Consider the following 26,220-nt stretch of genomic DNA (forward strand, 5'->3'; position numbering starts at 1 on the left):
TCAATCTTTATTTTACTTTAACCGCACTTTGAATTTGCACGTAGCCTTTTCTAGCTCCAGGAACATTACCTTTAACTAAAAGCAAGTTACGCTCAGTATCCACTTTTACGATCTCAAGATTTTGAACAGTGATTGTTTCTCCACCCATACGTCCAGGAAGTGCTTTCCCTTTGAATACACGGTTTGGAGCAACAGGTCCCATTGAACCCGGGCGACGGTGATAGCGCGAACCATGAGACATCGGTCCACGAGATTGGTTGTGACGCTTAATAGCACCTTGGAAACCTTTCCCTTTTGATGTTCCTGTTACATCAACTACATCACCTTCAGCGAATGTATCTACCTTAACTTCTTGACCAACTTCAAACTCGTCAAGATTTACGTTACGGATTTCCTTGATGAAGCGCTTAGGAGCCGTGTTTGCTTTCGCAGCGTGGCCTTCAGCTGGCTTGTTAGCATTTGCTTTCTTTTGGTCTGCAAATCCAACTTGGATTGCTTCATATCCGTCAGAATCAACAGTTTTCTTTTGTAGAACTACATTTGGTTCTGCTTCGATTACTGTTACTGGGATTACTTCACCATTTTCAGCAAAAATTTGAGTCATGCCAATTTTTCTACCTAAGATTCCTTTGGTCATCCGTTACACCTCCTATAAAAATCATATTTTATTTGCCATTTTCATATCATAATAATGAAGAATCATTATTTAAAGTTAATTTACAAAATTAAAGCTTGATTTCGATATCAACACCAGATGGTAAATCCAAACGCATAAGCGCGTCCACAGTTTGTGGCGTTGGATTCACGATGTCAATAAGACGTTTATGAGTACGCATCTCGAACTGTTCACGAGCATCTTTGTACTTATGAACCGCACGTAAAACTGTATATACAGACTTCTCAGTAGGAAGTGGAATCGGTCCCGATACACTTGCACCTGAACGTTTTGCTGTTTCTACAATTTTCTCTGCAGATTGATCAAGGACTCTGTGATCATATGCTTTTAAACGAATGCGAATCTTTTGCTTTGCCATTATAGCCCCTCCTTTATCGTCCATTTTTATAAAACAGACATACTCCGCGAAAATTTCCTACACCCTGCCATGGCAATGGGGCCTGGTGTGTCAGCAACCTTCCGCATCATCGCTGTCAATGATCAACATTCCACATTATACACAAAAATAAAAACCAGTGCAAGTGGAATACTTACGCTGATCACACTTTTACTATTATATAGCCCACATCATAAAAAAGCAATGTTTTTTACTATTTTTTATTCATTAGTTGCATTAGTAAATGCTGTAAGTTCGTTCATCTGCTAAAATTCATTTATAAGACTCGAATAAGTGGAGGATAAACATGCAAAACCCTAAACGTTTGCTTTGGCTTTTGTCAATTGCTCAATTCTTAGTTATGCAAGTATGGTTTAATTACTCTTCGATTATCCCTGTTATCGAGGATGAATGGAAATTAACGTCTAGTGAATCTGGAATTATTTTAGCTTTCTTTCACATTGGTTATGTGTTGGCTGTTATTTTTTATAGTTTTTTAATATCTGCTTATAACCCTAAATATTCATTTGTGTTCGGTGCTTTTCTTGCAGGTTTTTCTGGACTGGCTTTTGCTTTTTTTGCAGAAGGTTTTTGGTCTGCTTTGCTACTTCGAACTCTATCAGGGATCGGTGTTGCAGGTATCTACGTTCCTGGCATGAAAATAGTGGCTGAGCTTTATCCACCCAAAGAGAGAGGTCGTGCCCTTGGTATCTATGTCGGCTCATTAGTTGTTGGTTCAGGTAGCTCGTTACTCATTTCTGCTTTATTTATAAATTGGGTAGGTTGGCAAGGTGTTATTTTTATTACTTCCCTTTTCAGTATTCTAGCAGCTTTTTTAGTTTTACTTATTAGGATCCCATCATCCATTAAATTAAAAGGGCAAACTTTAACGATTGAGAAGATAAAAGGGGTATTCAAAAAGAAAAATCTTTTAATAAACGCAGGGTATACTGGTCATTGTTGGGAGCTTTATGCGATGTGGTCGTGGATTGGTCCTTTCTTGGTCTACTATTTTATTAACAAAGGGTATGATCAACAACTAGCTTTTCAATTAGGAAATACAATGGGGGCATTCATAATCATTATTGGTGGTGTCGCCACTTATATAGGAGGGAAATTATCTGATTCGTTAGGAAGAGGTAGAGCATCTGTTCTCTTCCTTGTTATTAGTATTATTTGCACATTATCTATTGGTTGGCTATCATTTGTTCCTATTATAATTATGATTCCTATTGCCATGGTGTATGGATTTTCAATTGTAGCCGATTCACCGATTTACAATACCGCTATTACAGAAGTGACAGAACCTGAGTTACTTGGAATAGCATTAGGTATTCAATCCGTACTAGGTTTTAGTGCAACTATATTTGCACCTTTGTTTTTCGGTATATTAATAGATGCTTTTAACTGGGGAATTGCTTTTACAGCGATTGGCATCATGACACTATTCGCTCCCATTTGTATGTATGCTTTAACAAGAATAACTAATCAAACAGTCAAAAATGGTTGATTATGTTCAGTTGATTATAATTAAATTTCAAGATAAAAAAACCACCTTGATCGAGCCAAGGTGGTTTTTAAAAAGTTAATTATTTTTGGATTGATGCAACAACGCCGGCACCAACAGTACGTCCACCCTCACGGATAGAGAACTTAGTACCTTCTTCGATAGCGATTGGAGCGATAAGCTCAACAGTCATCTCGATGTTGTCACCAGGCATTACCATCTCAACGCCTTCTGGAAGATTACAAATTCCAGTTACATCAGTTGTACGGAAGTAGAACTGAGGACGGTAGTTAGTGAAGAATGGAGTGTGACGTCCACCTTCTTCTTTTGATAAAACATAAACTTCAGCTTTGAAGTTTGTGTGTGGAGTGATTGTACCTGGCTTAGCAAGTACTTGACCACGTTGTACTTCATCACGAGCAACCCCACGAAGAAGTGCTCCAATGTTGTCACCAGCTTCAGCATAATCAAGAAGCTTACGGAACATTTCAACACCAGTACAAGTAGTTGATTTAGGCTCTTCAGTAATACCAATGATGTCGATCGTGTCACCAACATTAAGTTGGCCACGCTCTACACGACCAGTTGCAACTGTACCACGACCAGTGATAGAGAATACATCCTCAACAGGCATCATGAAAGGTTTTTCTTTGTCACGCTCAGGAGTTGGGATATAGCTATCAACAGCTTCCATAAGCTCGATGATTTTAGCTTCCCAAGCCTCGTCGCCTTCTAAAGCTTTAAGAGCAGAACCTTGGATAACTGGAATGTCATCACCAGGGAAATCGTACTCAGAAAGAAGATCGCGAACTTCCATTTCTACTAATTCTAGTAGTTCTTCATCGTCAACCATGTCACACTTGTTCATGAATACAACAAGGTAAGGTACACCTACTTGACGAGATAAAAGGATGTGCTCACGAGTTTGTGGCATAGGGCCATCAGCAGCAGATACTACTAGGATTCCTCCATCCATTTGTGCAGCACCAGTGATCATGTTTTTAACATAGTCAGCATGTCCTGGACAATCAACGTGTGCATAGTGACGAGAATCAGTTTCATACTCAACGTGTGCAGTTGAGATTGTGATACCACGCTCGCGCTCTTCTGGAGCACCATCGATAGCGTCATACGCCATTGCAACACCTTTACCAGATTTCTTAGCTAAAACTGTTGTAATTGCAGCAGTTAGAGTTGTTTTACCGTGGTCAACGTGTCCAATTGTACCAATATTGGCATGTGTCTTGGAACGATCGAATTTTTCTTTAGCCATGATTCATTTCCTCCCTTAATTGAACATAAGTATAAATAAGTATTTTTATGGATAAGAAAGGTGCAACATCCATTGAAGAACAACACCTTTCTTAGCTTACAACAAAATATTATCTGAAACAATTATCAAGTCAAAAAAATCTTATTGACCTGTTTGTTTTTTGATAATTTCTTCACCAATGCTCTTAGGTACTTCTTCATAGTGATCAAATACCATTGAGTAAGTTCCACGTCCTTGTGTACGTGAACGAAGTGAAGTTGCATAACCGAACATTTCTGAAAGTGGCACAAATGCTTTTACGATCTGAGCATTCCCACGAGCTTCCATTCCTTCAACGCGTCCACGGCGAGCTGTAACGTCACCCATTACATCTCCCATGTACTCTTCAGGAATAACAACTTCAACCTTCATTAATGGTTCAAGTAATACAGCACCACATTTTGACTTTGCATTTTTAAGAGCCATTGAAGCAGCAATCTTAAATGCCATTTCACTCGAGTCAACATCATGGTAAGAACCATCATAAAGTTTAGCTTTGATATCGATGATTGGATAACCAGCCACCATACCATTTACAAGTGACTCTCTGATTCCTTGTTCTACCGAATTGATGTATTCACGAGGAACAGATCCACCGACAACTGCGTTTTCAAATTCAAACCCAGCTCCCTCTTCATTTGGAGAGAACTCAACCCAAACGTGTCCAAATTGTCCACGTCCACCAGATTGACGAACGAACTTCCCTTCAACTTGCGCTGATTGGCGAATCGTTTCACGGTAAGATACTTGAGGAGCACCAACATTAGCCTCAACCTTAAACTCACGCTTCATACGGTCAACAATGATATCAAGGTGAAGTTCACCCATACCAGAAATAATCGTTTGACCTGTTTCTTCGTTTGTTTCAGTACGGAAAGTTGGATCTTCTTCAGCAAGCTTCGCAAGAGCCATACCCATTTTATCTTGGTCAGCCTTAGATTTAGGCTCAACAGATAAAGAGATTACTGGCTCTGGGAAATCCATAGATTCAAGAATTACAAGATTCTTTTCATCACAAAGAGTATCCCCAGTTGTTGTATCTTTCAAACCTACAGCAGCAGCAATATCCCCAGAGTAAACCGTAGAGATTTCCTCACGAGAGTTTGCATGCATCTGTAGAATACGTCCAACCCGCTCACGCTTGTCTTTCGTAGAGTTCTTAACATAAGAACCTGCATCAAGTGTACCTGAGTAGACACGGAAGAATGTTAACTTACCAACGTAAGGGTCAGTCATAACCTTAAACGCTAGCGCAGAGAAAGGTTGATCGTCACCAGATTCACGAATAATTTCTTCTTCGCTATCAGGTACGATACCTTTAATTGCAGGAACATCTAATGGTGATGGAAGGAAATCAAGAACAGCGTCAAGCATAAGTTGAACACCTTTGTTCTTAAATGCCGAACCACAAATTACTGGGTAAAACTCAACGTTACAAGTTCCTTTACGGATTGCAGCTTTAAGTTCTTCCTTTGTAATCTCTTCACCTTCTAGATACTTCATTGTTAACTCTTCATCTAGTTCAGCTACTGCTTCAACTAGTTGTTCGTGTAGCTCTTGCGCTTTATCCTTGTATTCAGCAGGAATCTCTTTCGCATCAGTACGAGTTCCAAGATCATCTTCATAGTAATAAGCAACCATGTCGATTAAGTCAATAATACCTTCGAAATCTTCTTCAGCACCAATTGGTAATTGGATTGCATGAGCATTTGCATGAAGACGTTCACGTAAAGTACCTAATGAATAAAGGAAATCAGCACCCGTTTTGTCCATTTTATTAACGAACACGACACGTGGTACACCATATGTTGTTGCTTGACGCCAAACTGTTTCTGTTTGAGGCTCAACACCAGATTGAGCATCAAGTACTGCTACAGCTCCGTCCAATACACGTAATGAACGTTCTACTTCAACTGTGAAGTCTACGTGTCCAGGTGTATCGATGATGTTGATACGGTGACCTTTCCAAGCAGCTGTTGTAGCAGCAGAAGTGATCGTGATACCACGTTCTTGCTCCTGTGCCATCCAGTCCATTTGAGATGCACCTTCATGAGTTTCACCAATTTTATGGATACGTCCAGTGTAGAAAAGTACACGTTCAGTTGTAGTTGTTTTACCAGCATCAATATGAGCCATGATCCCGATATTACGTGTATCTTTCAAGGAGAACTCTCTTGTCATAGGGTATTTCTCCTTCCTAATTCAATCAATTTATTTGATAGATTTAAAATTCTACCAGCGATAGTGAGCGAATGCTTTGTTTGCTTCTGCCATTTTGTGAGTATCTTCACGTTTCTTAACAGCAGCACCTGCGTTGTTAGCAGCATCAAGAATTTCGTTAGCTAGACGTTCTTCCATCGTCTTCTCTCCACGTTTACGTGAGTAGCTTACTAACCAACGAAGACCTAATGTAGTACGACGTTCAGGTTTAACTTCGATCGGCACTTGATAGTTAGCACCCCCAACACGGCGAGCCTTAACTTCAAGAACAGGCATGATGTTCTTTAGAGCTTGATCGAAAACTTCCATTGGATCATTTCCACTACGTTCTTTAACAAGATCAAATGCGTTATAAAGAATCGTTTGGGCTTTTCCACGTTTTCCATCCTCCATAATACGGTTGATTAAACGTGTTACAAGCTTAGATTTGTAAATTGGATCTGGTAATACATCACGACGAGTGACTGGTCCTTTACGAGGCATAAAATTCCCTCCCTTCAACTATTATTGGATTACTTCTTCGCTTTTGGACGCTTAGTACCATATTTAGAACGACCTTGCATACGGTTTTGAACACCAGCCGTATCAAGAGCTCCACGAACGATATGATAACGTACCCCCGGTAAATCCTTAACACGTCCACCACGGATAAGAACAACACTGTGCTCTTGTAAGTTGTGACCGATACCTGGGATGTAAGCTGTAACTTCAATTTGGTTCGTTAAACGTACACGAGCATATTTACGAAGAGCTGAGTTAGGCTTCTTCGGTGTCATAGTACCAACACGAGTACAAACTCCACGTTTTTGTGGTGAAGAAAGGTTTGTTTGAGTCTTCTTGAAACTGTTGAAACCTTTGTTAAGAGCAGGTGAATCTGACTTCTTAACTTTTGCAACGCGTCCTTTACGAATTAACTGATTAATTGTAGGCATTTTATTTCCTCCTCTCATTAAGTGAATTAAGACCACTGGTCCTGGTGGTTCATCTTTAGGCAAAAGGAAAGTTTTTGCCAAACGGATGACGCCGAGTGGCAAAAACATCTATTTACTTCCTAAAAGCAACAGTGGCAGCGCCGACTTCGATTCCACAAGCTTTACCAAGCTTTTTCATCGAGTCAACATATAATAGTGGTATCTCTTTGGCTCTTGCTAATGCTTCAACTTTGTAGATTACTCGGTATTCCGCATCCTTAGCAATAAAAACCTCAGTGACAATACCTTCATCAAGCGCCTTAAGCGTTTGTTTCGTACCTATTACTAGGTCTTTTGCCTGTAAAACTTTTTCATAAGACATGAATCATCCTCCAAAGCAACAGGTTTTCTCAGGCACACTAGGATATATTATCATTCTCGCACTTCACTGTCAACCATTCTTTGAAATTATTTATTCGAAGTAAGAACTTCTTCTACATCTGGTTGGTCAGCTGATTCATTTTCAACTTGGTCATATTCAGATGTAATATTTAAATGACGGTAACGAGGCATGCCAGTTCCTGCAGGTACAAGTTTACCGATGATAACATTTTCCTTAAGACCAAGTAATTCATCTCGCTTACCTTTAATTGCCGCATCAGTTAACACACGTGTTGTTTCTTGGAATGATGCAGCCGATAAGAACGAATCTGTTTCAAGAGATGCTTTTGTAATACCAAGCAATACCGGTTTACCAGTAGCTGGCCGTTGCTGTTCAAGAAGCACCTTTTTATTTTCATCGTTAAACTGTTGGATCTCAATAAGAGAACCTGGTAATACATTTGTTTCACCAGCATCAACGACACGTACTTTACGAAGCATTTGACGTACCATAACTTCTACGTGCTTATCGCCAATTTCTACCCCTTGCATGCGGTAAACTTTTTGTACTTCACGGAGTAAATATTCTTGAACACCGCTCATACCTTTTACCTTTAACAATTCTTTAGGGTCAATTGAACCTTCAGTGATTGGTTCACCGAATTTAACAAAGTCCCCGATAGAAACTTTAATACGCGCACCGTATGGAATCGCATAGTTCTTCGTTTCCATCTCACTTCGGATCGTGACTTCTCGTTTATCTCCTTCTTTGAAATCAATGATTTCACCATCAATCTCAGAGATAACCGCTTGACCTTTAGGGTTACGAGCTTCAAAAATCTCTTGGATACGCGGAAGACCTTGAGTGATATCGTCTCCAGCAACCCCACCTGTATGGAAGGTACGCATAGTAAGCTGTGTTCCTGGTTCACCAATTGATTGAGCCGCAATAATACCAACTGCTTCCCCAACCTCAACGTCGCTACCAGTAGCTAAGTTTCGGCCGTAACACTTCTTACACACACCATGACGTGTATCACATGTAAATACTGAACGAATCGTTACCTCTTCCACACCAACTTCAATAATCATTCTAGCGATGTCTTCATCGATTAGTTCATTCTTTTTAACTAACACTTCGTCGGTCTCTGGGTGTTTAAGTGTTTTAAATACAACACGACCAACAAGACGGTCATATAGATTTTCAATCACTTCATTGCCTTCTTTTATTGCACGAACAGCTAAACCGCGGTCTGTACCACAATCATCTGAACGAACAATAACATCTTGAGCAACATCAACAAGTCGACGGGTTAAGTAACCTGAGTCAGCAGTTTTTAGAGCTGTATCAGCAAGACCTTTACGTGCACCATGAGTAGAGATAAAGTACTCGAGTACGGTTAGTCCCTCACGGAAACTTGATTTAATTGGAAGTTCGATAATACGACCAGACGGGTTAGCCATTAGACCACGCATACCTGCTAACTGAGTAAAGTTAGATGCATTACCACGGGCACCAGAGTCACTCATCATGAAGATCGGGTTACTTCGATCAAGCGTACCCATTAATTTATTTTGAATAACATCTTTCGCTTCACTCCACACAGAGATAACACGGTCATAACGCTCTTCTTCCGTAATTAAACCACGGCGGAATTGCTTTAGAATCTTTTCGACTTTCAGTTCAGCCGCACCAATAATTTCTTTCTTTTCAGCTAAAACAACGATGTCAGCAACCCCAACTGTAATACCAGCTCTTGTCGAATGCTTAAAGCCAAGCTCTTTCATTCGATCAAGCATTTTAGACGTTTCTGCAATCGCAAACTTCTTGAATACTTCCGCAATGACGTTTCCTAAGAAACCTTTCTTAAACGGTAAGATAAGTTCGTTTTCAGTAAAATACTTCTTTACATCAGTCGTACTAGGAACGATGTACTTATCTGGTGTTTCAACTTCTAAGTTAAACTGTGTTGGTTCGTTAATATACGGGAATGTTTCCGGTAGAATCTCGTTAAAGATCAACTTACCAACCGTTGTTAATAGCAATTTGTCATTTTGTTCTTCACGGAATGTCGGCTTGTTAAGTGACGAAACTGGAACTGCTACACGAGTATGCAAATGCACATATCCGTTTTGATAAGCAATTAATGCTTCATTTGTATCTTTAAAGATCGACCCTTCACCTTTAGCCGTATCTCGCTCCATAGTCAGATAATAGTTACCAAGAACCATATCCTGTGATGGAGTAACTACAGGCTTTCCGTCTTTCGGATTCAAAATGTTTTGAGCAGCAAGCATTAAAATGCGAGCCTCTGCTTGGGCTTCGGCAGATAATGGAACGTGAACGGCCATTTGATCTCCATCAAAGTCAGCGTTATAAGCTGTACAAACAAGAGGATGAAGCTTAATCGCACGACCTTCAACAAGAGTTGGTTCAAACGCTTGGATACCAAGACGGTGAAGCGTTGGTGCACGGTTTAGTAAAACCGGATGCTCACGAATCACTTCTTCTAGTACATCCCAAACTTCTGGTTGAACACGTTCTACCTTACGCTTTGCACTCTTAATGTTATGAGCAAGACCTTTACTTACAAGTTCCTTCATAATGAACGGCTTGAATAATTCAAGCGCCATTTCTTTCGGAAGTCCACATTGATACATTTTCAAGTTTGGTCCTACTACGATAACGGAACGGCCTGAATAGTCAACACGCTTACCTAGTAAGTTTTGACGGAAACGTCCTTGCTTCCCTTTTAACATATGAGAAAGTGATTTAAGTGGACGGTTACCTGGTCCTGTTACAGGACGACCACGGCGTCCATTATCAATCAATGCGTCAACTGCTTCTTGAAGCATACGCTTCTCATTTTGAACGATGATATTTGGAGCCCCTAAGTCAAGTAGACGCTTCAAACGATTATTCCGGTTGATCACTCGACGATATAAGTCATTTAAGTCAGACGTTGCAAAACGACCACCGTCTAACTGTACCATTGGACGAAGCTCCGGTGGAATAACAGGAAGTACATCAAGTATCATCCATGAAGGCTCATTACCTGAATGACGGAATGCTTCTAACACTTCAAGACGTTTGATCGCACGAGTGCGGCGTTGTCCTTGAGCTGTTACAAGCTCCTCTTTTAATAAGCCCACTTCTTTTTCTAAATTAATATCGGCAAGCAACTTACGAATCGCTTCAGCACCCATTTGTGCATTAAATGAACGACCATATTTGTCACGATATGTACGATATTCCTTTTCTGAAAGAAGTTGTTTCTTTTCAAGTGGTGTATCGCCTGGATCTGTGACTACATACGAAGCAAAGTAGATCACTTCTTCTAACGAACGCGGAGACATGTCAAGGACTAGACCCATTCGACTTGGGATTCCTTTGAAATACCAAATATGAGAAACCGGTGCAGCAAGTTCAATGTGACCCATGCGTTCACGACGAACTTTAGCACGGGTAACTTCTACTCCACAACGATCACACACAACACCTTTGTAACGAACGCGTTTATATTTCCCGCAATGACATTCCCAGTCTTTTGTCGGTCCAAAAATACGCTCACAGAAAAGACCATCCTTTTCTGGCTTTAGTGTACGATAATTAATGGTTTCAGGCTTCTTAACTTCCCCTCTTGACCAAGAGCGGATTTTATTTGGTGAAGCAAGACCAATTTTCATATATTCGAAATTATTTACATCTAACAAGGGGCTAACCTCCCTTTTCGTTTCCATGTCTAATTGAGCTCGTAAATAAAAAATTCCTGATACGCCATTATCTAATCATTTAGATAGACAACTTGAGGGAACTAGATTTTCACTAGCTCCCATAGCTGTTTTATACGTTTGACTCACTTGATTCAAAGTTGAGATTAAGTTTCTCACTTGTCTGATCGTCTTCATCATCAAGGTCTCTCATCTCAATCTCTTCTTCATTACTAGAGAGCATCTTAACATCCATCCCTAAAGATTGAAGCTCTTTGATTAATACCTTAAACGATTCTGGAACACCTGGTTCAGGAACATTCTCACCCTTAACAATCGCTTCATAGGTCTTCACACGTCCAACGACATCATCTGATTTAACCGTTAAGATCTCTTGAAGAGTATAAGCGGCACCATAAGCTTCAAGCGCCCAAACTTCCATCTCACCGAAACGCTGTCCACCAAACTGAGCTTTACCGCCAAGTGGTTGTTGCGTAACAAGAGAATACGGTCCAGTAGAACGAGCATGTAACTTATCATCAACCATGTGCGCAAGTTTGATCATGTACATAATCCCTACAGAAACACGGTTATCAAAAGGCTCTCCAGTGCGTCCATCATACAAGACCGTCTTTCCATCACGTGCCATGCCAGCTTCTTCAATCGTACCCCAGACATCTTCTTCATTCGCGCCATCAAATACCGGTGATGCTACATGAATACCTAATTTACGTGCGGCCATTCCAAGATGAAGTTCAAGTACCTGACCAATATTCATCCGAGAAGGTACCCCAAGTGGGTTTAACATGATGTCAATTGGAGTTCCATCTGGTAAATAAGGCATATCTTCCTCAGGAAGAATCCGAGAGATTACACCCTTGTTACCATGACGTCCCGCCATTTTATCCCCTTCGTGAATTTTACGTTTTTGTACGATGTATACACGAACTAACTGGTTAACACCAGGTGGTAATTCGTCTCCATCTTCACGATTGAAAATTTTAACATCAAGAACAATTCCATCTCCACCATGAGGTGCTCGAAGTGATGTATCTCGTACTTCACGAGCTTTCTCACCAAAAATGGCATGTAAGAGACGTTCTTCCGCTGTTAGTTCCGTTACCCCTTTAGGTGTTACTTTTCCAACAAGGATATCGCCATCTTTCACTTCTGCACCTGTGCGAATAATTCCACGCTCATCAAGATTCTTAAGCGCATCTTCCCCAACATTCGGGATATCGCGAGTAATTTCTTCAGGTCCAAGTTTTGTGTCACGAGCTTCTGATTCATACTCTTCAATATGAACAGAAGTGTACACGTCATCTTTTACAAGGCGCTCACTTAAAATGATTGCATCCTCATAGTTGTAACCGTCCCAAGTCATAAATCCAACCATGACGTTACGACCAAGTGCCATTTCGCCTAGTTCCATTGAAGGACCATCAGCTAGAATTTCACGCTTATCAACCACGTTACCTTCTGCCACAATTGGACGTTGGTTATAACTCGTTCCTTGGTTCGAACGAATGTACTTTTGTAATTTATACTTATCAAGGTCGCCTTTAACTTCCTTACCGTCCACTTCTTCTAGACGGCGTACCCAGATTTCTTTCGCTGTTACACGTTCTACAATCCCTTTAGACTTAGAAACAATCGCAGCACCAGAATCTCTTGCAGACACATGCTCCATTCCAGTACCGACAATCGGTGCTTCAGGAACGAGTAAAGGTACAGCTTGACGTTGCATGTTCGCTCCCATTAGGGCACGGTTTGAGTCATCGTTTTCTAAGAAAGGAATACAAGATGTCGCAGCAGAGACAACCTGCTTAGGCGATACATCCATATAATCTAAACGTTCACGAGGGACAACTGTGTTTTCCCCACGGAAACGAGCAATGATATTATCATCAATAAATGATCCATCATCTGATAAACGTGCGTTTGCCTGAGCGACAACATAGTTATCTTCCTCGTCAGCAGTTAAGTAATCAATTTGTGTCGTTACTTTTCCGGTTTCAGGATCAACACGACGATATGGAGTTTCCATAAACCCAAATTCATTTACTTTTGCATAAGAAGATAACGAGTTAATTAAACCGATGTTCGGTCCCTCTGGCGTTTCAATCGGACACATACGACCATAGTGAGAGTAGTGAACGTCACGAACTTCAAACCCTGCACGTTCACGAGTTAAACCACCAGGTCCTAGTGCAGATAAACGACGCTTATGAGTTAACTCAGCTAACGGATTTGTTTGATCCATGAACTGTGAAAGCTGAGAACTACCAAAGAACTCTTTAATAGACGCGATAACGGGACGAATATTAATTAATGCCTGTGGCGTTATCATATTTGGATCTTGAATCGACATACGCTCACGCACGACGCGCTCCATACGTGATAACCCGATACGGAATTGATTTTGCAGGAGTTCTCCTACTGAACGAAGACGACGATTCCCTAAATGGTCAATGTCATCTGTATCACCAACACCGTGTAACAAGTTGAAGAAATAATTAATAGAAGCAATAATATCAGATGGTGTAATGTGCTTCACCGAACGGTCAACCATTGCATTTCCGATTACACGAATTGTTCTTTCTCCATCTTGATCATTTGGAGCATAGATCTTAATAGATTGCAATTCAATATCATCATCACCAACAACACCACCTGATGCGTTCACATGACGGAACCCTATGTTATTTTCAATATTTGGTAGGATTTTATCAAGCGTACGACGATCTAGTAATGTCCCTTCTTCAGCAATAACTTCACCTGTTTCAGGGTCGACTAATGTTTCTGCTAAGCGTTGGTTGAACAAACGATTTTTAATATGAAGCTTCTTATTAATCTTATAACGACCAACATTCGCTAAGTCATAACGTTTCGGATCAAAGAAACGTGAATCCAATAAACTTTTCGCATTTTCAACAGTCGGCGGTTCACCAGGGCGAAGACGTTCGTAAATTTCTAGTAACGCTTTCTCGGTTCCATCCGTATTGTCTTTTTCTAACGAGTTGCGAAGATACTCATCTTCGCCTAATAAATCAATGATCTCTTGATCAGATCCAAAACCTAACGCACGCAAAAGAACCGTCACTGGTATTTTTCTTGTGCGGTCGATCCGAACGTAAACGATATCTTTAGCATCTGTTTCTAGTTCCAACCACGCACCACGGTTTGGAATGACAGTAGCTGTAAAACCTTTTTTACCGTTTTTATCGGTTTTTTGACTGTAGTATACACTAGGAGATCGAACAAGCTGAGAAACAATGACACGCTCGGCACCATTAATGACAAATGTCCCCGTCTCAGTCATGAGTGGGAAGTCTCCCATAAATACTTCTTGCTCTTTCACTTCTCCAGTTTCTTTGTTAATGAGACGAACCTTAACACGTAATGGTGCCGCATAAGTTACATCACGCTCTTTTGATTCATCAACTGGATATTTCGGTTCTCCAAGACTATAATCAATAAATTCTAGAACTAAGTTTCCTGTAAAGTCTTGAATGGGAGAAATATCTTGGAACATTTCTCTTAGGCCCTCATCAAGAAACCACTGATAGGACGCTGTTTGAATTTCAATTAAATTCGGCAGCTCCAATACTTCGTTAATCCTTGCATAGCTTCTTCGCTGGCGGTGGCGTCCATACTGAACTAGTTGACCTGTCAACTGATTCACCCCTCAAATCTCGCGTTATAGTATCTAAAAATATTTCCTCTACCTGATCAGCCATATCATCAGATTAGATTCAACATTTTTATAGATTAAACAAAACTCGCACACTAAGTATGTACGTACATTAAAAGAAAGCTCGATTTCTTTCTTTTAACAAAAAAAATAGATAGTGACCTATTTTCACAAACTTCAATCGATTATTTCAGTATAACCACTACTCAAGATCTTTATTCAAAAATTGCCACTTGACTTTTATCAAAAATACGATCTAAAAATAGGTAGTTATACGCATTAAATAACAATATCACAAAAGACAAGCTGGGTCAAACTTTTTTTGCTCTAATAATGAAGTAGCCTTTTTTCTTTTCGACAATGTCTACATTATTAAATAATTCTTCTAGTTTTTGGACTGCAGATGGTGCCCCTTGTTTCTTTTGAATAACCACCCAAATTTCACCCTCATTCGCTAAATGATGGTAGGCTTGTTCCAAAATCGAGTGTACCACTTGTTTACCAGCACGTATGGGCGGATTCGTCACAATCGCTGCAAAACTAGTTTCCGATACATTTTCTAGACGGTCACTTTTATAGATTTGTACATTTTTAATTTGATTTCTTTCTGCATTTCGTTCCGAAAGCAGTAAAGCTCTTTCATTCACATCAATCATATGTACAACTCTGGTAGAATCAGATTTAGCAATCGCAAGCCCAATCGGCCCATACCCACAACCTACATCCAAAATATCTCCTGTAACGTTAGGAAACTCAAAAACATCTGTTAACAACTTACTTCCAAAGTCCACTTCTTTCTTTGAAAACACGCCACGATCCGAGAAAAAAGAAAAGGTCATTCCCCTTAAATCAGATGTCCAACTTCTCTCCTTGCTATCTACCTCAGGTTTTTCCGTATAATAATGGTCCGACATAAACATCGCTCCTTAAAAAAATCATCCACTTCATTATAGACCAAATACTCTTCAAATAAAAAAGGACTCGCCAGAAGCGAATCCCCTTTATAAAATCTATTACTTAACTTCTACAGAAGCACCTGCATCTTCTAACTTGCCTTTTGCTTCTTCAGCTTCTTCTTTAGAAGCACCCTCTTTGATTGGAGCTGGAGCACCATCAACAAGAGCTTTTGCTTCTTTAAGACCAAGGCCTGTGATTTCACGAACAACTTTGATAACGTTGATTTTAGAACCACCAGCAGATGTAAGGATTACATCAAACTCAGTTTGTTCTGCAGCACCAGCGTCTCCACCAGCAGCAGCTACAGCTACAGGAGCAGCAGCAGATACACCAAATTCTTCTTCGATTGCTTTTACAAGGTCGTTAAGTTCTAAAACAGTCATTTCCTTAACCGCTTCAATGATTTGTTCTTTAGTCATTTTAAAATCCTCCTATAATTGGTTTTATTTGATTTTTTACGCACTAAGTAGAACTAAGCACGTTCTATTACGATTAGGCCGTTTCAAATCGAGTTTTAAAAACTCGATTATTATGCGCCTTGTTCTTCTTTTTGTTCTGCAACAGCTTTTGTAACCAACGCAAGTCCACGAACTGGAGCTTGAAGCACGTTCGCAAGCATTGAAAGTAGACCTTCGCGTGATGGAAGTTCAGCAAGAGCTTTTACTTCTTCAACAGAAGCTACTCGTCCTTCAATGACACCAGCTTTGATTTCAAGAGCATCATGCTTTTTAGAGAATTCGTTAATGACCTTAGCAGGAGCAATAACATCATCATTACTAAACGCAATAGCAGTAGGTCCTACTAGTTGCACATCAAGATCAGTAAGTTCCGCTTCTGCAGTTGCGCGACGAGCAAGTGAGTTTTTGTATACTTTGAACTCAACACCAGCTTCACGAAGCTGTTTACGAAGTTCAGTTACTTCAGCAACATTAAGTCCACGGTAGTCAACAACAATTGTTGCTTTACTATCACGTAGTTTCGCAGCAATGTCAGAAACGACTTGCTTTTTTTGTTCTAATACGCTCATTCTTACACCTCCTATGGTTTTTGTACCATACCGTAAAAGAAGCATATAAAAAGCCCTCATGTAGACATGAGGGCATACAAACACAGTTTTAAATCCTGTATCTATCGCTTACCTCGGTAGGGAATTAAGTGTGAGTTACACACCTACTGTCTACGGTATGACATTTAATTTTAAAGCGCCTTATGTAAGACACTCTTAAGAGTATACATACACAAGTCATCTATGTCAATCATTATCTTGCGAAAACAGATGCGTTTACGCGTACTCCAGGTCCCATTGTAGAAGCAATAGCAACATTCTTCATGTAAGTTCCTTTTGCAGCAGCAGGTTTTGCTTTAACAAGAGTTTCAATGATTGTCTTGAAGTTTTCAGTAAGTTTTTCAGTTTCAAACGAAATTTTTCCGATAGGAACGTGGATGTTACCAGCTTTATCAACGCGGTATTCAACTTTACCAGCTTTGATTTCATTTACAGCTTTAGTCACATCAAATGTTACCGTACCAGTTTTAGGATTTGGCATTAAGCCTTTCGGTCCAAGGACACGACCTAGTTTACCAACTTGAGCCATCATGTCAGGTGTCGCTACGATTACATCAAATTCAAACCAACCTTGAGTAATCTTGTTGATGAAGTCCTCATCACCTACATAATCAGCGCCAGCTGCTTCAGCTTCTTTCGCCTTTTCACCTTTTGCGAATACAAGAACACGTTGTGTTTTACCTGTACCGTTTGGAAGAACAACAGCACCACGAATTTGTTGGTCTGCTTTCTTAGGGTCAACCCCAAGACGTACAGCTACTTCAACTGTTTCGTCAAATTTCGCCGTTGCCGTCTTTTTAACTAACTCAATCGCTTCTTCTACTTGATACGCCGTATCACGATCAACAAGCTTAAGAGCATCTACATATTTTTTACTTTTCTTAGCCATGCTATTTCCTCCTCGAATGTGGTTTTAGCGGTAATACCTCCCACTATTAAAGGTTGCGAACCTAATGAATTAGGTAAAGAGGGTATATCCTCATCGCAACCTCCAGAAACTTACAAATTAATCTTCAATCACAATACCCATGCTGCGAGCAGTACCTTCAACCATACGCATAGCCGATTCTACACTAGCTGCGTTAAGATCTGGCATTTTTGTCTCAGCAATCTCGCGTACTTTATCACGCTTCACTGTAGCAACCTTTTTTGAATTAGGCTCTCCAGAACCAGACTCGATTCCAGCAACTTTCTTAAGAAGAACAGCTGCAGGTGGAGTTTTCGTGATGAATGTAAACGAACGATCTTCAAATACTGTGATTTCAACTGGAATAATTAGACCAGCTTGATCTGAAGTACGAGCGTTGAATTCTTTACAGAATCCCATAATATTTACACCTGCTTGACCTAATGCAGGACCAACTGGTGGCGCTGGATTAGCTTTCCCAGCAGGAATTTGTAACTTAACCATTTTAATAACCTTTTTAGCCACGTGACACACCTCCCTTAAAGTCCGTGATGTGGTATCCGGGTGTTTAAATTTGCACCCTCCCACTCAAAAAACGGATGCACTCATGCACCCGATGGTTCATTTAATGAAACCATTTGTCAACCATGAAGATTCTATCACTTCTAACACAGGATAGCAAGTTTTTTTCGAATTAAATCTTTTCCACTTGGTTAAAGTCAAGTTCAACCGGCGTTTCACGACCAAACATATTGACGTGCACTTTAACTTTTTGCTTATCCATTTGAATCTCTTCAATCGAACCAACAAAATTAGCAAAAGGACCTTCTTTAACTTTTACAGATTCTTTAATCTCAAAATCCACTTCAGCTTTAGGTTGCTCTACACCCATTTGTTTTAAAATCGCTTCTGCTTCTTCTGGGAGAAGTGCCGTTGGTTTTGAGCCAGCACCCGAAGAGCCAACAAATCCAGTTACTCCTGGTGTATTTCGGACGACATACCAAGAATCATCTGTCATAATCATTTCAACAATGACATAACCAGGGAATACTTTTTTTGATACAGTCTTACTCTTACCGTTTTTAATTTCCGTTTCTTCTTCTACAGGCACAAGTACGCGGAAAATTTTATCTGTCATGTCCATAGATTCTAGACGTTTCTCCAGATTTGTCTTCACCTTATTTTCGTAACCTGAATACGTATGAAGCACATACCAATTTTTTTCCATTTTTTATTAGGACGATTTTGTCCTTCCCTCCTTCGCTACAGCTCTTTAATGATCTATCTACTAATTAGTTTAAGAAACGAAGAAGTGTTGAGATTCCGTAATCTACAATAAAAAAGAAAACAGAAATAAAAGCTACCGTACCGATAACAACCCAAGTATAACGGGTTAGTTCTTTTCGAGAAGGCCACGACACGCGCTTCATTTCTTTCACAACATCCCGGAAGAAGCTTCCGAGGTTTTTTACTCCGCCAGCCATGACAGACACCCCCAGCATCAATCAATATAGACAAAATTGCCCTTATCTATTCGAATCTAGTTATAGTTAAGTAATTTGGCCGAAGCTTGTCCGATACAAACATTTCAAATTCAACTAATAAACACTACTTGGTTTCACGATGAAGGGTGTGTTCTTGACATGTCTTACAGAACTTCTTCATTTCAATCCGTTCGCTCGTATTCTGTTTATTTTTTTGTGTTGAATAATTTCTTGACCGGCAAATTTCACATGCTAGTACAACGTTCGTTCGCACTTCGCACCTCCAGCATTTCAAGTACATACTATTTCAATCTATCACACCCGTTTTATCGTGTCAATTATTAGAAGAATAAAAAAACTCAGTAACCATTGCCTTTCGGGCTTCTTATTCTTATTTGAAAACAGCATGAATTTTACCCTTTTTTTCTTTTAAACTTGTTTTAGTAGACTCTAAATCAATAAAGATAACCCCTGGATTTAATCTTGGCTTTCACAAATGTTAATGGCCAAATTACAGGGGTTATCTTAAACAAAATATTAAGTTAGTGTTACACCTTTAAGCTCAACATAACGTTCTAGTTTTCTTTTCACACGTTGTAAGGCATTATCAATTGATTTGACATGACGATTTAAATCAACTGATATTTCTTGATACGATCTGCCATCAAGATAAAGCATTAAAACCTGACGTTCTAAGTCACTAAGTAATTCTCCCATTTTTAATTCAATGTCGGCAAATTCTTCTTGGTTAATCAGTAATTCCTCAGGGTTCGTTACACGCGTACCACAAATGACATCGAGTAAAGTTCGATCAGATTCCTCATCGTACAAAGGCTTGTCCAATGAAACATAAGAATTTAACGGAATATGCTTCTGTCTCGTCGCCGTTTTAATGGCCGTAATAATCTGTCTTGTGATACATAATTCAGCAAAAGCTTTAAAGGATGATAGCTTGTCACCATTAAAATCACGAACCGCTTTATAAAGTCCGATCATTCCTTCTTGAACAATATCCTCGTGATCCGCACCTATCAAAAAATAAGATCTCGCCTTTGCACGAACAAAGTTCTTATATTTATTGATTAAAAATTCTAGTGCACCACTGTCACCATTTCTCACTATTAAGACTAACTCGTCATCGTCTACAGTGTCATAAATCGGTTTTACTTTCTTTTCTTGAAGGTCCATGCTCACGACAATCCCTCCGACCTTGGCTGTTGTCTAATTATAAGGTCATTATATAGCACAGATTTCCAGATGGTCAACCATACTTCAGCGCTGTCGACGCCATTTTTCAAAAATTTCGGAAATTTCGGCACTAAGCTGGATTTTTGTCGAATTTTTCTTTTTTTGCGTTTTTTGTACTTCTTTGTCGATGCCTTTTTCGGTCGTCTCTATTTCTATAAGAAGTTCCCTTGCTGATTTTCTTAAAGCACCACTTCCAAAGGTAAGGGATTGTTCCGTAAAATCGGATGTAGCAACATGAATACGTGTGTCGATTCTTTTTAATTGGTGAACTAATTTTTCAATCCGTTCATCTGCCGTTTCATTCTTTCTAGTATAGATGACATCAATAAGATGGTTGTGATAGTTCTTTCCTACCCCCTCAACCATATGGGCATCAAAGATCACTTTCACCTTAAATCCTGTATAGGCTTGGTACTCTGCCATAATTTCAACTAACCGGTCTCGTGCTAAGCCTAGATCTTTATCTTTCAAGAGACGAAGCTCAGGCCAGGCGCCAATCATGTTATAGCCATCCACGAGCAAGATATCTTTCATTTTTATTCACTGCCTACTTTATTTCGTCTCCGATAAACTTCATACATAAGTAAACTAGCGGCTACCGATGCATTTAGCGATGTTACGTGCCCAACCATTGGAATTCGTACGAGGAAATCGCACTTTTCTTTCACGAGACGACTGATTCCCTTTCCCTCACTACCAATCACTAATCCAATCGGCATATCAAATGAAGCGCGTCTGTAATCATCTGTTCCCTTAGCATCAGTTCCTGCAAACCAAATGCCACGTTTCTTCAAATCGTCCATCGTTCGCGCCATGTTTGTGACGCGAACGACCGGTACATATTCAATCGCTCCTGTAGAAGATTTAGCTACAGTTTGCGTTAACCCCACCGCTCTTCTTTTTGGAATAATGATTCCGTGTGCCCCCACTGCATCTGCGGTTCGCAATATCGATCCAAGATTGTGTGGATCCTCTACTTCATCTAATAAAAGAAAGAATGGCTCTTCGCCCTTTTTTGCTGCTGCTTGAAACAGATCATCTATCTCGGCATACTCATAAGCAGCAATCGAGGCAACGACTCCTTGATGGTTATCTGTGTCCGCAAGCTGCTCTAATTTCTTCTTAGGAACATGTTGAACTAAAACACCACTTTCCTTGGCTAGCTGTGTAACTTTTGTCATTTGTCCCTTTTGGGAACCTTCTGCAATCCAGATTTTATTAATAGAGTGACCGGATTTTAGCGCTTCAATAATTGGATTTTTACCAACAATAAATTCTTCACTACTCATATTTATTTCCTCCCTTCTTCTACTATCAATACAGCCTTTTTCATGATTTCATCAAGTCGATTCTGTTCCCCTTGAAAATAATGATAACCTAGCATCGCCTCAAAACCAGTTGAATAACGGTAGGTGTTAAGATCCGTATTCTTAGGAATAGAACCAGACTTCGCATTACGCCCCCGTTTGAAAACAGCCATTTCCTCAGCTGACAAGAAGTCTTCTTCTATCATTTTCCCCATAATAAAGGCTTGTGCTTTTGCTGACACATACTTTGTTGCCTCAACATGGAGGCGGTGTGGTCTGACATTCCCTTTGGCAATTAAATAGAAGCGAACGTACATGTCTAATACCGAATCGCCCATATAGGCAAGAGCTAATGCGTTTAACTGTGTTAAATCAATCGATGCATCGATAATCTTCATCTTATCCTCGCTTCCAGCGGACACCTTGTGCCGTATCTTCTAGGATAATTCCTTGCTCTTTTAAATCATCACGAATTTGGTCGGCTAAAGCAAAGTCCTTTTCTTTTCTAGCTTGATTGCGTTTTTCAATCAATTGCTCAATCTCCTCATCAAGAAGTTCTTTTTGCGTATGAAGAGTTAAACCTAATACATTAGCTAAATCAATAAATTGTGTTATAAAAGCTTCTAAAACCTCTTTAGACGTTTTTTCCTCACGCAAGTAACGATTTGCTTCTTTCGCTAAATCAAACAAAATAGCAATCCCATTCGCGCTATTAAAATCATCATCCATCTCTTTAATAAAACGTTCCTTCAGTGCAGTAATTTTCTCTAGCCAATCACCCGTTTCACCAAAACCAGCCGATTCCTCTAGTCTATGCTCCAAACTTGAAACGGCTGTTTTTAACCGTTCAAGTCCGTTTCGCGCTCCCTCTAATAACTCATCACTGAAATTAATCGGACTACGATAATGAGCAGTCAACATGAAAAAACGAACAACTTCTGCCGAATGTTGTCGAATGATATTGTTTGCTAAAACAAAATTTCCGAGCGATTTCGACATCTTTTCATTATTAATGTTAATAAATCCATTGTGTAGCCAGTAATTAGCCATAGGTTTACCTGTTAAAGCTTCCGATTGAGCAATTTCATTTTCATGATGGGGAAACGTTAAATCTTGACCGCCTGCATGAATATCAATCGTGTCACCTAAATATTTTTTTACCATTGCTGAACATTCAATATGCCAGCCCGGACGGCCTTCTCCCCAAGGACTATTCCAAGACACTTCTTTTTCTTTAGCCGCTTTCCAAAGAACAAAGTCGAGAGCATCTTCTTTTCGCTCGTCTACTTCAATTCTTGCCCCAGAACGCAGGTCTTCAATCGATTGTGAAGAAAGTTTTCCGTAACCTTCAAATTTTCGCGTTCTAAAATAAACATCTCCTTTTGATTCATAGGCATAGCCTTTTTCAATAAGAGCCTCTACAAAAGAAATAATTTCTGGTATTGTTTCTGTGACTCGCGGATGAATGTCTGCTTCTTTTACACCAAGAGCACAGGTATCGTGATGATAAGCTTCAATAAAGCGATTAGCCACTTCAAACACATCTTCACCTAATTCATTTGCAGCTCGGATGATTTTATCGTCGACATCAGTGAAGTTAGAGATAAAGGTTACGTCATAACCCCTGTATTCTAAATACCTCCGAACCATATCATAGACGATTGGCGGTCTGGCATTTCCTATGTGAATGTAGTTGTAGACAGTTGGTCCACATACATACATTTTCACCTTTCCTTCTTCTAATGGAACAAAAGGCTCCTTTTTCTTCGATAAACTGTTGTAAACATGAATAGACATTTGCACGACTCCTTCTACCGAATCTTGAATCTTTACTCCACTATATGCATGAAGCTATTCTCTTGAATAAGTTTTCTGTACCTGTTCTCTTTCTTCTTTTAAGGCTTTAATTTCATCTTCTAATTCTTTTAATTTATCGGCAATCGGATCTGGCATGAGATGATGGTTCAGTCCATGCTCAACTTTCACCCCATTCTGGGCGACAATTCTGCCCGGAATTCCTACAACTGTTGAGTTAGCTGGTACTTCTTTTAAGACAACTGAACCTGCTCCTATACGTGCATTTTCCCCAATTGTAAATGAACCTAATATTTTAGCGCCTGAAGCAATTAACACATTGTCTTCAACCGTTGGATGTCGCTTCCCCTTTTCTTTTCCTGTTCCTCCAAGTGTTACTCCTTGATAAATTGTTACGTTATCGCCAATTTCACAGGTCTCACCAATGACAACACCCATACCGTGGTCAATAAACAACCGTTGGCCAATAACTGCACCAGGATGAATTTCAATCCCTGTAAAAAATCGACTCACTTGAGAAACACTTCTGGCAATAAAAAACAATCTCCGCTTCCAAAACCAATGCGCCAGTCTATGTGCCCAAATCGCATGAACACCGGAATAAGTGAAGATGACTTCCAAACGACTTCGTGCAGCAGGGTCTTGTTCAAATACAACATCGACATCATTTAATAATGTACGAATTTTTTTTCCCATCTTCTCCATCCCCCTCTTGTCTATCTAAAATAAAAAAACGCCTCTGTGCATGTATGATGCACAGAGGCGCGGTGCGCGGTTCCACTCTGTTAAATAGTAGGTTGACCTACTAATCTCTATTAGCCTTTAACGAAGCTATCCGCTTTTTCCTACTATCATTTCAGAAAAAGGCTCAAGGGTGCATGTTCAAAGCGAGTGACCTAAACCATTCTCAGCCGTGATGGTTCTCTCTGAAAGGCTTACTCCTTTTACTTTTCCCTCTCAACACTTTTGTGATTTAACTTTTAATTATTCAATAAAAGCTGTAAACGAGCTGTAACAACACCTTTACCTAAGAGCTCAATTGAATCTGCAAGATCTCGACCATGTATCTGTCCTGTTGTCGCAACTCGGATTGGCATAAATAATTTCTTGCCTTTTTGGCCTGTTGCTTTTTGCGTAGCTTTCATCGCTGCTTTAATTGAGGCTGTATTAAACTCTTCAACGGCTTCAAGCTCTTGAAGAAATTGACCTAAAACTTCAGGTACTTGTTCCTCATCTAAAACGGTTTGTGCTTCCTCATTATACTCAATTTCGGTCTTAAAGAAAAGTTCTGTTAACTCAACTATTTCCGCACCGTACTGCAATTGCTCTTGGTACAAGCCAATAAGTTTACTTGCCCAGTCTTTTTCTTCTGCTGTCATATCTTCTGGAAGCCTTCCTGCTTTCACCAAGTGTGGCAAGGCAAGATTAACAACTGTATCAAGTTCCGCTTTCTGCACATACTGGTTATTCATCCAAGCAAGCTTATCTGTATCAAAAACTGCCGGAGCTTTTGATACACGCTCTAACGTAAACTGCTCACCTAATTCTTTCATTGAAAAAATTTCTTCTTCGCCTACTGGTGACCAACCAAGAAGGGAAAGGAAGTTAACCAATGCCTCCGGGAGGTAACCAAGTTCTTTATATTGCTCGACAAATTGAATAATCGATTCATCACGTTTACTCATCTTTTGACGGTCAGGATTTAAAATAAGAGAGGCATGTGCAAAATGTGGCACATCCCAACCGAATGCTTGATACAACAAAACTTGTCTAGGTGTATTCGATAAGTGCTCTTCTCCGCGAATCACATGAGAGATTTTCATTAAATGATCGTCAATGACAACAGCAAAGTTATACATAGGAATACCATCTTTACGAGCAATGACAAAGTCACCAATGCCATCAGATTCAAAGGTCACTTCACCACGTACCGCGTCATCTATTTTAATAACCTGTCCTTCAGGCACTCGAAAACGAACAACTGGTTTAAGACCTTTTGCTTCATAAGCGTTACGTTGTTCTTCCGTTAAATCACGGTCACGTCCACTATATCGCGGCATTTCACCGCGAGCTTTTTGTGCTTCGCGTTCAGCCTCAAGTTCTTCTTCTGTCATATAGCAATAGTAAGCTTTTCCTGATTCAAGTAGTTGCTGAATGTATCCCTCATATAGGCCAACACGTTCCATACAGCTATATGGACCATATTCACCTCCAACGTCAATACTTTCATCCCATTCCATTCCAAGCCATTTCAAACTATCTAAAAGTTTCTCTTTCGCTTGGTCGACATTGCGAGCTTGATCGGTATCTTCAATCCGTAAAATGAATTTACCTCCTTGACTCTTTGCAAACAAATAATTAAATAATGCTGAACGAGCACCACCGATATGTAAATGTCCTGTTGGACTAGGTGCGAACCTAACACGAACATCGTTCCCCATATATTAACACCTTCCGTTTCTAGCATAATTTATGCTTTTTTCACTTAGTCTATTTTAGCATTTAGACTCTTTTGGTCAAGTTTTGGTTTCCTGCGGCCGTGAATGGCTACTACTTGTAGAGTATAAACGGTTATAGCCTTCACACTTTAATCTTTCCTGTAGCCGTGGCAATGGCTCCGCTCAGCTAGCACGCCTTTCCTGAGAAGT

At 39.9% G+C, this 26,220-nt stretch carries 25 protein-coding genes and 2 other annotated features; of the genes, 1 reads left to right on the top strand and 24 read right to left on the bottom strand.

Going from position 1 to position 26,220, the window contains the following annotated elements; translation table 11 throughout:
• Window positions 1-7: 7 nt before the first annotated feature.
• Both rplC and rpsJ read right to left on the bottom strand, forming a co-directional pair.
• Window positions 8-637, bottom strand: coding sequence for a 50S ribosomal protein L3 (rplC, locus tag LDX58_RS20485; RefSeq protein ID WP_227938903.1), 630 nt, complete (start codon window positions 635-637; stop codon window positions 8-10).
• Between the two features lie 88 nt (window positions 638-725).
• Window positions 726-1,034: a 30S ribosomal protein S10 gene (gene rpsJ / locus LDX58_RS20490; RefSeq protein WP_227938904.1), complete on the bottom strand. Its 309-nt coding sequence runs from the start codon at window positions 1,032-1,034 to the stop codon at window positions 726-728.
• 325 nt (window positions 1,035-1,359) lie between these two features.
• On the opposite strand from rpsJ, the gene LDX58_RS20495 reads away from it, so the two are divergent.
• Entirely contained in the window at window positions 1,360-2,562 is a 1,203-nt protein-coding gene (locus LDX58_RS20495; protein WP_227938906.1) for an MFS transporter, read from the top strand.
• Between the two features lie 79 nt (window positions 2,563-2,641).
• Here the strand turns inward: LDX58_RS20495 and tuf are convergent, their stop codons facing one another.
• The 22 genes from tuf to gltX all read right to left on the bottom strand — a co-directional run bounded on the left by tuf (window position 2,642) and on the right by gltX (window position 26,013).
• Window positions 2,642-3,832 carry an elongation factor Tu gene (tuf, locus tag LDX58_RS20500; RefSeq protein ID WP_227938907.1) on the bottom strand — a complete coding sequence of 397 codons (1,191 nt, stop codon included), beginning with the start codon at window positions 3,830-3,832 and terminating at the stop codon, window positions 2,642-2,644.
• Window positions 3,833-3,973: 141 nt separating this feature from the next.
• Window positions 3,974-6,052 (bottom strand): elongation factor G, encoded by a 2,079-nt coding sequence (gene fusA, locus LDX58_RS20505; protein WP_227938911.1) that lies wholly within the window; start codon window positions 6,050-6,052, stop codon window positions 3,974-3,976.
• Between the two features lie 51 nt (window positions 6,053-6,103).
• Complete coding sequence (rpsG, locus tag LDX58_RS20510; RefSeq protein WP_227938912.1) at window positions 6,104-6,574, bottom strand: 30S ribosomal protein S7; 471 nt, start codon at window positions 6,572-6,574, stop codon at window positions 6,104-6,106.
• Between the two features lie 29 nt (window positions 6,575-6,603).
• Window positions 6,604-7,023, bottom strand: coding sequence for a 30S ribosomal protein S12 (rpsL, locus tag LDX58_RS20515; RefSeq protein WP_227938914.1), 420 nt, complete (start codon window positions 7,021-7,023; stop codon window positions 6,604-6,606).
• A 112-nt stretch (window positions 7,024-7,135) separates the two neighbouring features.
• Window positions 7,136-7,384, bottom strand: coding sequence for a 50S ribosomal protein L7ae-like protein (locus LDX58_RS20520; RefSeq protein ID WP_227938916.1), 249 nt, complete (start codon window positions 7,382-7,384; stop codon window positions 7,136-7,138).
• Window positions 7,385-7,470: 86 nt separating this feature from the next.
• On the bottom strand, window positions 7,471-11,097 hold the full coding sequence (gene rpoC / locus LDX58_RS20525) for a DNA-directed RNA polymerase subunit beta' (RefSeq protein WP_227938918.1): 3,627 nt from the start codon (window positions 11,095-11,097) through the stop codon (window positions 7,471-7,473).
• Window positions 11,098-11,227: 130 nt separating this feature from the next.
• Window positions 11,228-14,770, bottom strand: a complete 3,543-nt coding sequence (rpoB, locus tag LDX58_RS20530; RefSeq protein ID WP_227938920.1) for a DNA-directed RNA polymerase subunit beta — start codon at window positions 14,768-14,770, stop codon at window positions 11,228-11,230.
• A gap of 329 nt (window positions 14,771-15,099) precedes the next feature.
• Window positions 15,100-15,702, bottom strand: a complete 603-nt coding sequence (locus LDX58_RS20535) for a class I SAM-dependent methyltransferase (protein WP_227938922.1) — start codon at window positions 15,700-15,702, stop codon at window positions 15,100-15,102.
• A gap of 99 nt (window positions 15,703-15,801) precedes the next feature.
• The gene (rplL, locus tag LDX58_RS20540; protein ID WP_227938924.1) at window positions 15,802-16,164 is read right to left on the bottom strand and encodes a 50S ribosomal protein L7/L12; all 363 of its coding nucleotides are present in this window, start codon (window positions 16,162-16,164) and stop codon (window positions 15,802-15,804) included.
• 110 nt (window positions 16,165-16,274) lie between these two features.
• Window positions 16,275-16,772 (bottom strand): 50S ribosomal protein L10, encoded by a 498-nt coding sequence (gene rplJ, locus LDX58_RS20545; protein WP_227938926.1) that lies wholly within the window; start codon window positions 16,770-16,772, stop codon window positions 16,275-16,277.
• A 37-nt stretch (window positions 16,773-16,809) separates the two neighbouring features.
• Window positions 16,810-16,946, bottom strand: a sequence feature (ribosomal protein L10 leader region).
• A 58-nt stretch (window positions 16,947-17,004) separates the two neighbouring features.
• Window positions 17,005-17,700 carry a 50S ribosomal protein L1 gene (rplA, locus tag LDX58_RS20550; RefSeq protein ID WP_227938928.1) on the bottom strand — a complete coding sequence of 232 codons (696 nt, stop codon included), beginning with the start codon at window positions 17,698-17,700 and terminating at the stop codon, window positions 17,005-17,007.
• A 117-nt stretch (window positions 17,701-17,817) separates the two neighbouring features.
• Entirely contained in the window at window positions 17,818-18,243 is a 426-nt protein-coding gene (gene rplK / locus LDX58_RS20555; RefSeq protein WP_227938930.1) for a 50S ribosomal protein L11, read from the bottom strand.
• A gap of 169 nt (window positions 18,244-18,412) precedes the next feature.
• On the bottom strand, window positions 18,413-18,946 hold the full coding sequence (nusG, locus tag LDX58_RS20560; RefSeq protein ID WP_227938932.1) for a transcription termination/antitermination protein NusG: 534 nt from the start codon (window positions 18,944-18,946) through the stop codon (window positions 18,413-18,415).
• Between the two features lie 64 nt (window positions 18,947-19,010).
• Window positions 19,011-19,202, bottom strand: a complete 192-nt coding sequence (gene secE, locus LDX58_RS20565; protein WP_227938939.1) for a preprotein translocase subunit SecE — start codon at window positions 19,200-19,202, stop codon at window positions 19,011-19,013.
• Window positions 19,203-19,326: 124 nt separating this feature from the next.
• Window positions 19,327-19,476, bottom strand: a complete 150-nt coding sequence (rpmG, locus tag LDX58_RS20570) for a 50S ribosomal protein L33 (protein WP_227938942.1) — start codon at window positions 19,474-19,476, stop codon at window positions 19,327-19,329.
• A 263-nt stretch (window positions 19,477-19,739) separates the two neighbouring features.
• On the bottom strand, window positions 19,740-20,396 hold the full coding sequence (gene sigH / locus LDX58_RS20575; protein ID WP_227938943.1) for an RNA polymerase sporulation sigma factor SigH: 657 nt from the start codon (window positions 20,394-20,396) through the stop codon (window positions 19,740-19,742).
• Window positions 20,397-20,474: 78 nt separating this feature from the next.
• On the bottom strand, window positions 20,475-20,984 hold the full coding sequence (locus LDX58_RS20580; RefSeq protein WP_227938944.1) for an NYN domain-containing protein: 510 nt from the start codon (window positions 20,982-20,984) through the stop codon (window positions 20,475-20,477).
• Between the two features lie 2 nt (window positions 20,985-20,986).
• Window positions 20,987-21,739: a 23S rRNA (guanosine(2251)-2'-O)-methyltransferase RlmB gene (rlmB, locus tag LDX58_RS20585; RefSeq protein WP_227938945.1), complete on the bottom strand. Its 753-nt coding sequence runs from the start codon at window positions 21,737-21,739 to the stop codon at window positions 20,987-20,989.
• Window positions 21,740-21,741: 2 nt separating this feature from the next.
• Window positions 21,742-22,155 carry a Mini-ribonuclease 3 gene (locus LDX58_RS20590; RefSeq protein WP_227938946.1) on the bottom strand — a complete coding sequence of 138 codons (414 nt, stop codon included), beginning with the start codon at window positions 22,153-22,155 and terminating at the stop codon, window positions 21,742-21,744.
• A gap of 1 nt (window position 22,156) precedes the next feature.
• Window positions 22,157-23,554, bottom strand: a complete 1,398-nt coding sequence (gene cysS / locus LDX58_RS20595; protein WP_227938947.1) for a cysteine--tRNA ligase — start codon at window positions 23,552-23,554, stop codon at window positions 22,157-22,159.
• 54 nt (window positions 23,555-23,608) lie between these two features.
• Window positions 23,609-24,268, bottom strand: coding sequence for a serine O-acetyltransferase (cysE, locus tag LDX58_RS20600; protein WP_227938948.1), 660 nt, complete (start codon window positions 24,266-24,268; stop codon window positions 23,609-23,611).
• Between the two features lie 59 nt (window positions 24,269-24,327).
• Window positions 24,328-24,542: a binding site (T-box leader), on the bottom strand.
• 10 nt (window positions 24,543-24,552) lie between these two features.
• Window positions 24,553-26,013, bottom strand: a complete 1,461-nt coding sequence (gltX, locus tag LDX58_RS20605; protein WP_227938950.1) for a glutamate--tRNA ligase — start codon at window positions 26,011-26,013, stop codon at window positions 24,553-24,555.
• Between the last annotated feature and the right edge of the window lie 207 nt (window positions 26,014-26,220).

Origin of the sequence: Alkalihalobacillus deserti, from assembly GCF_020734105.1 — a bacterium.
Lineage (GTDB): Bacteria > Bacillota > Bacilli > Bacillales > Bacillaceae_D > Halalkalibacter > Halalkalibacter deserti.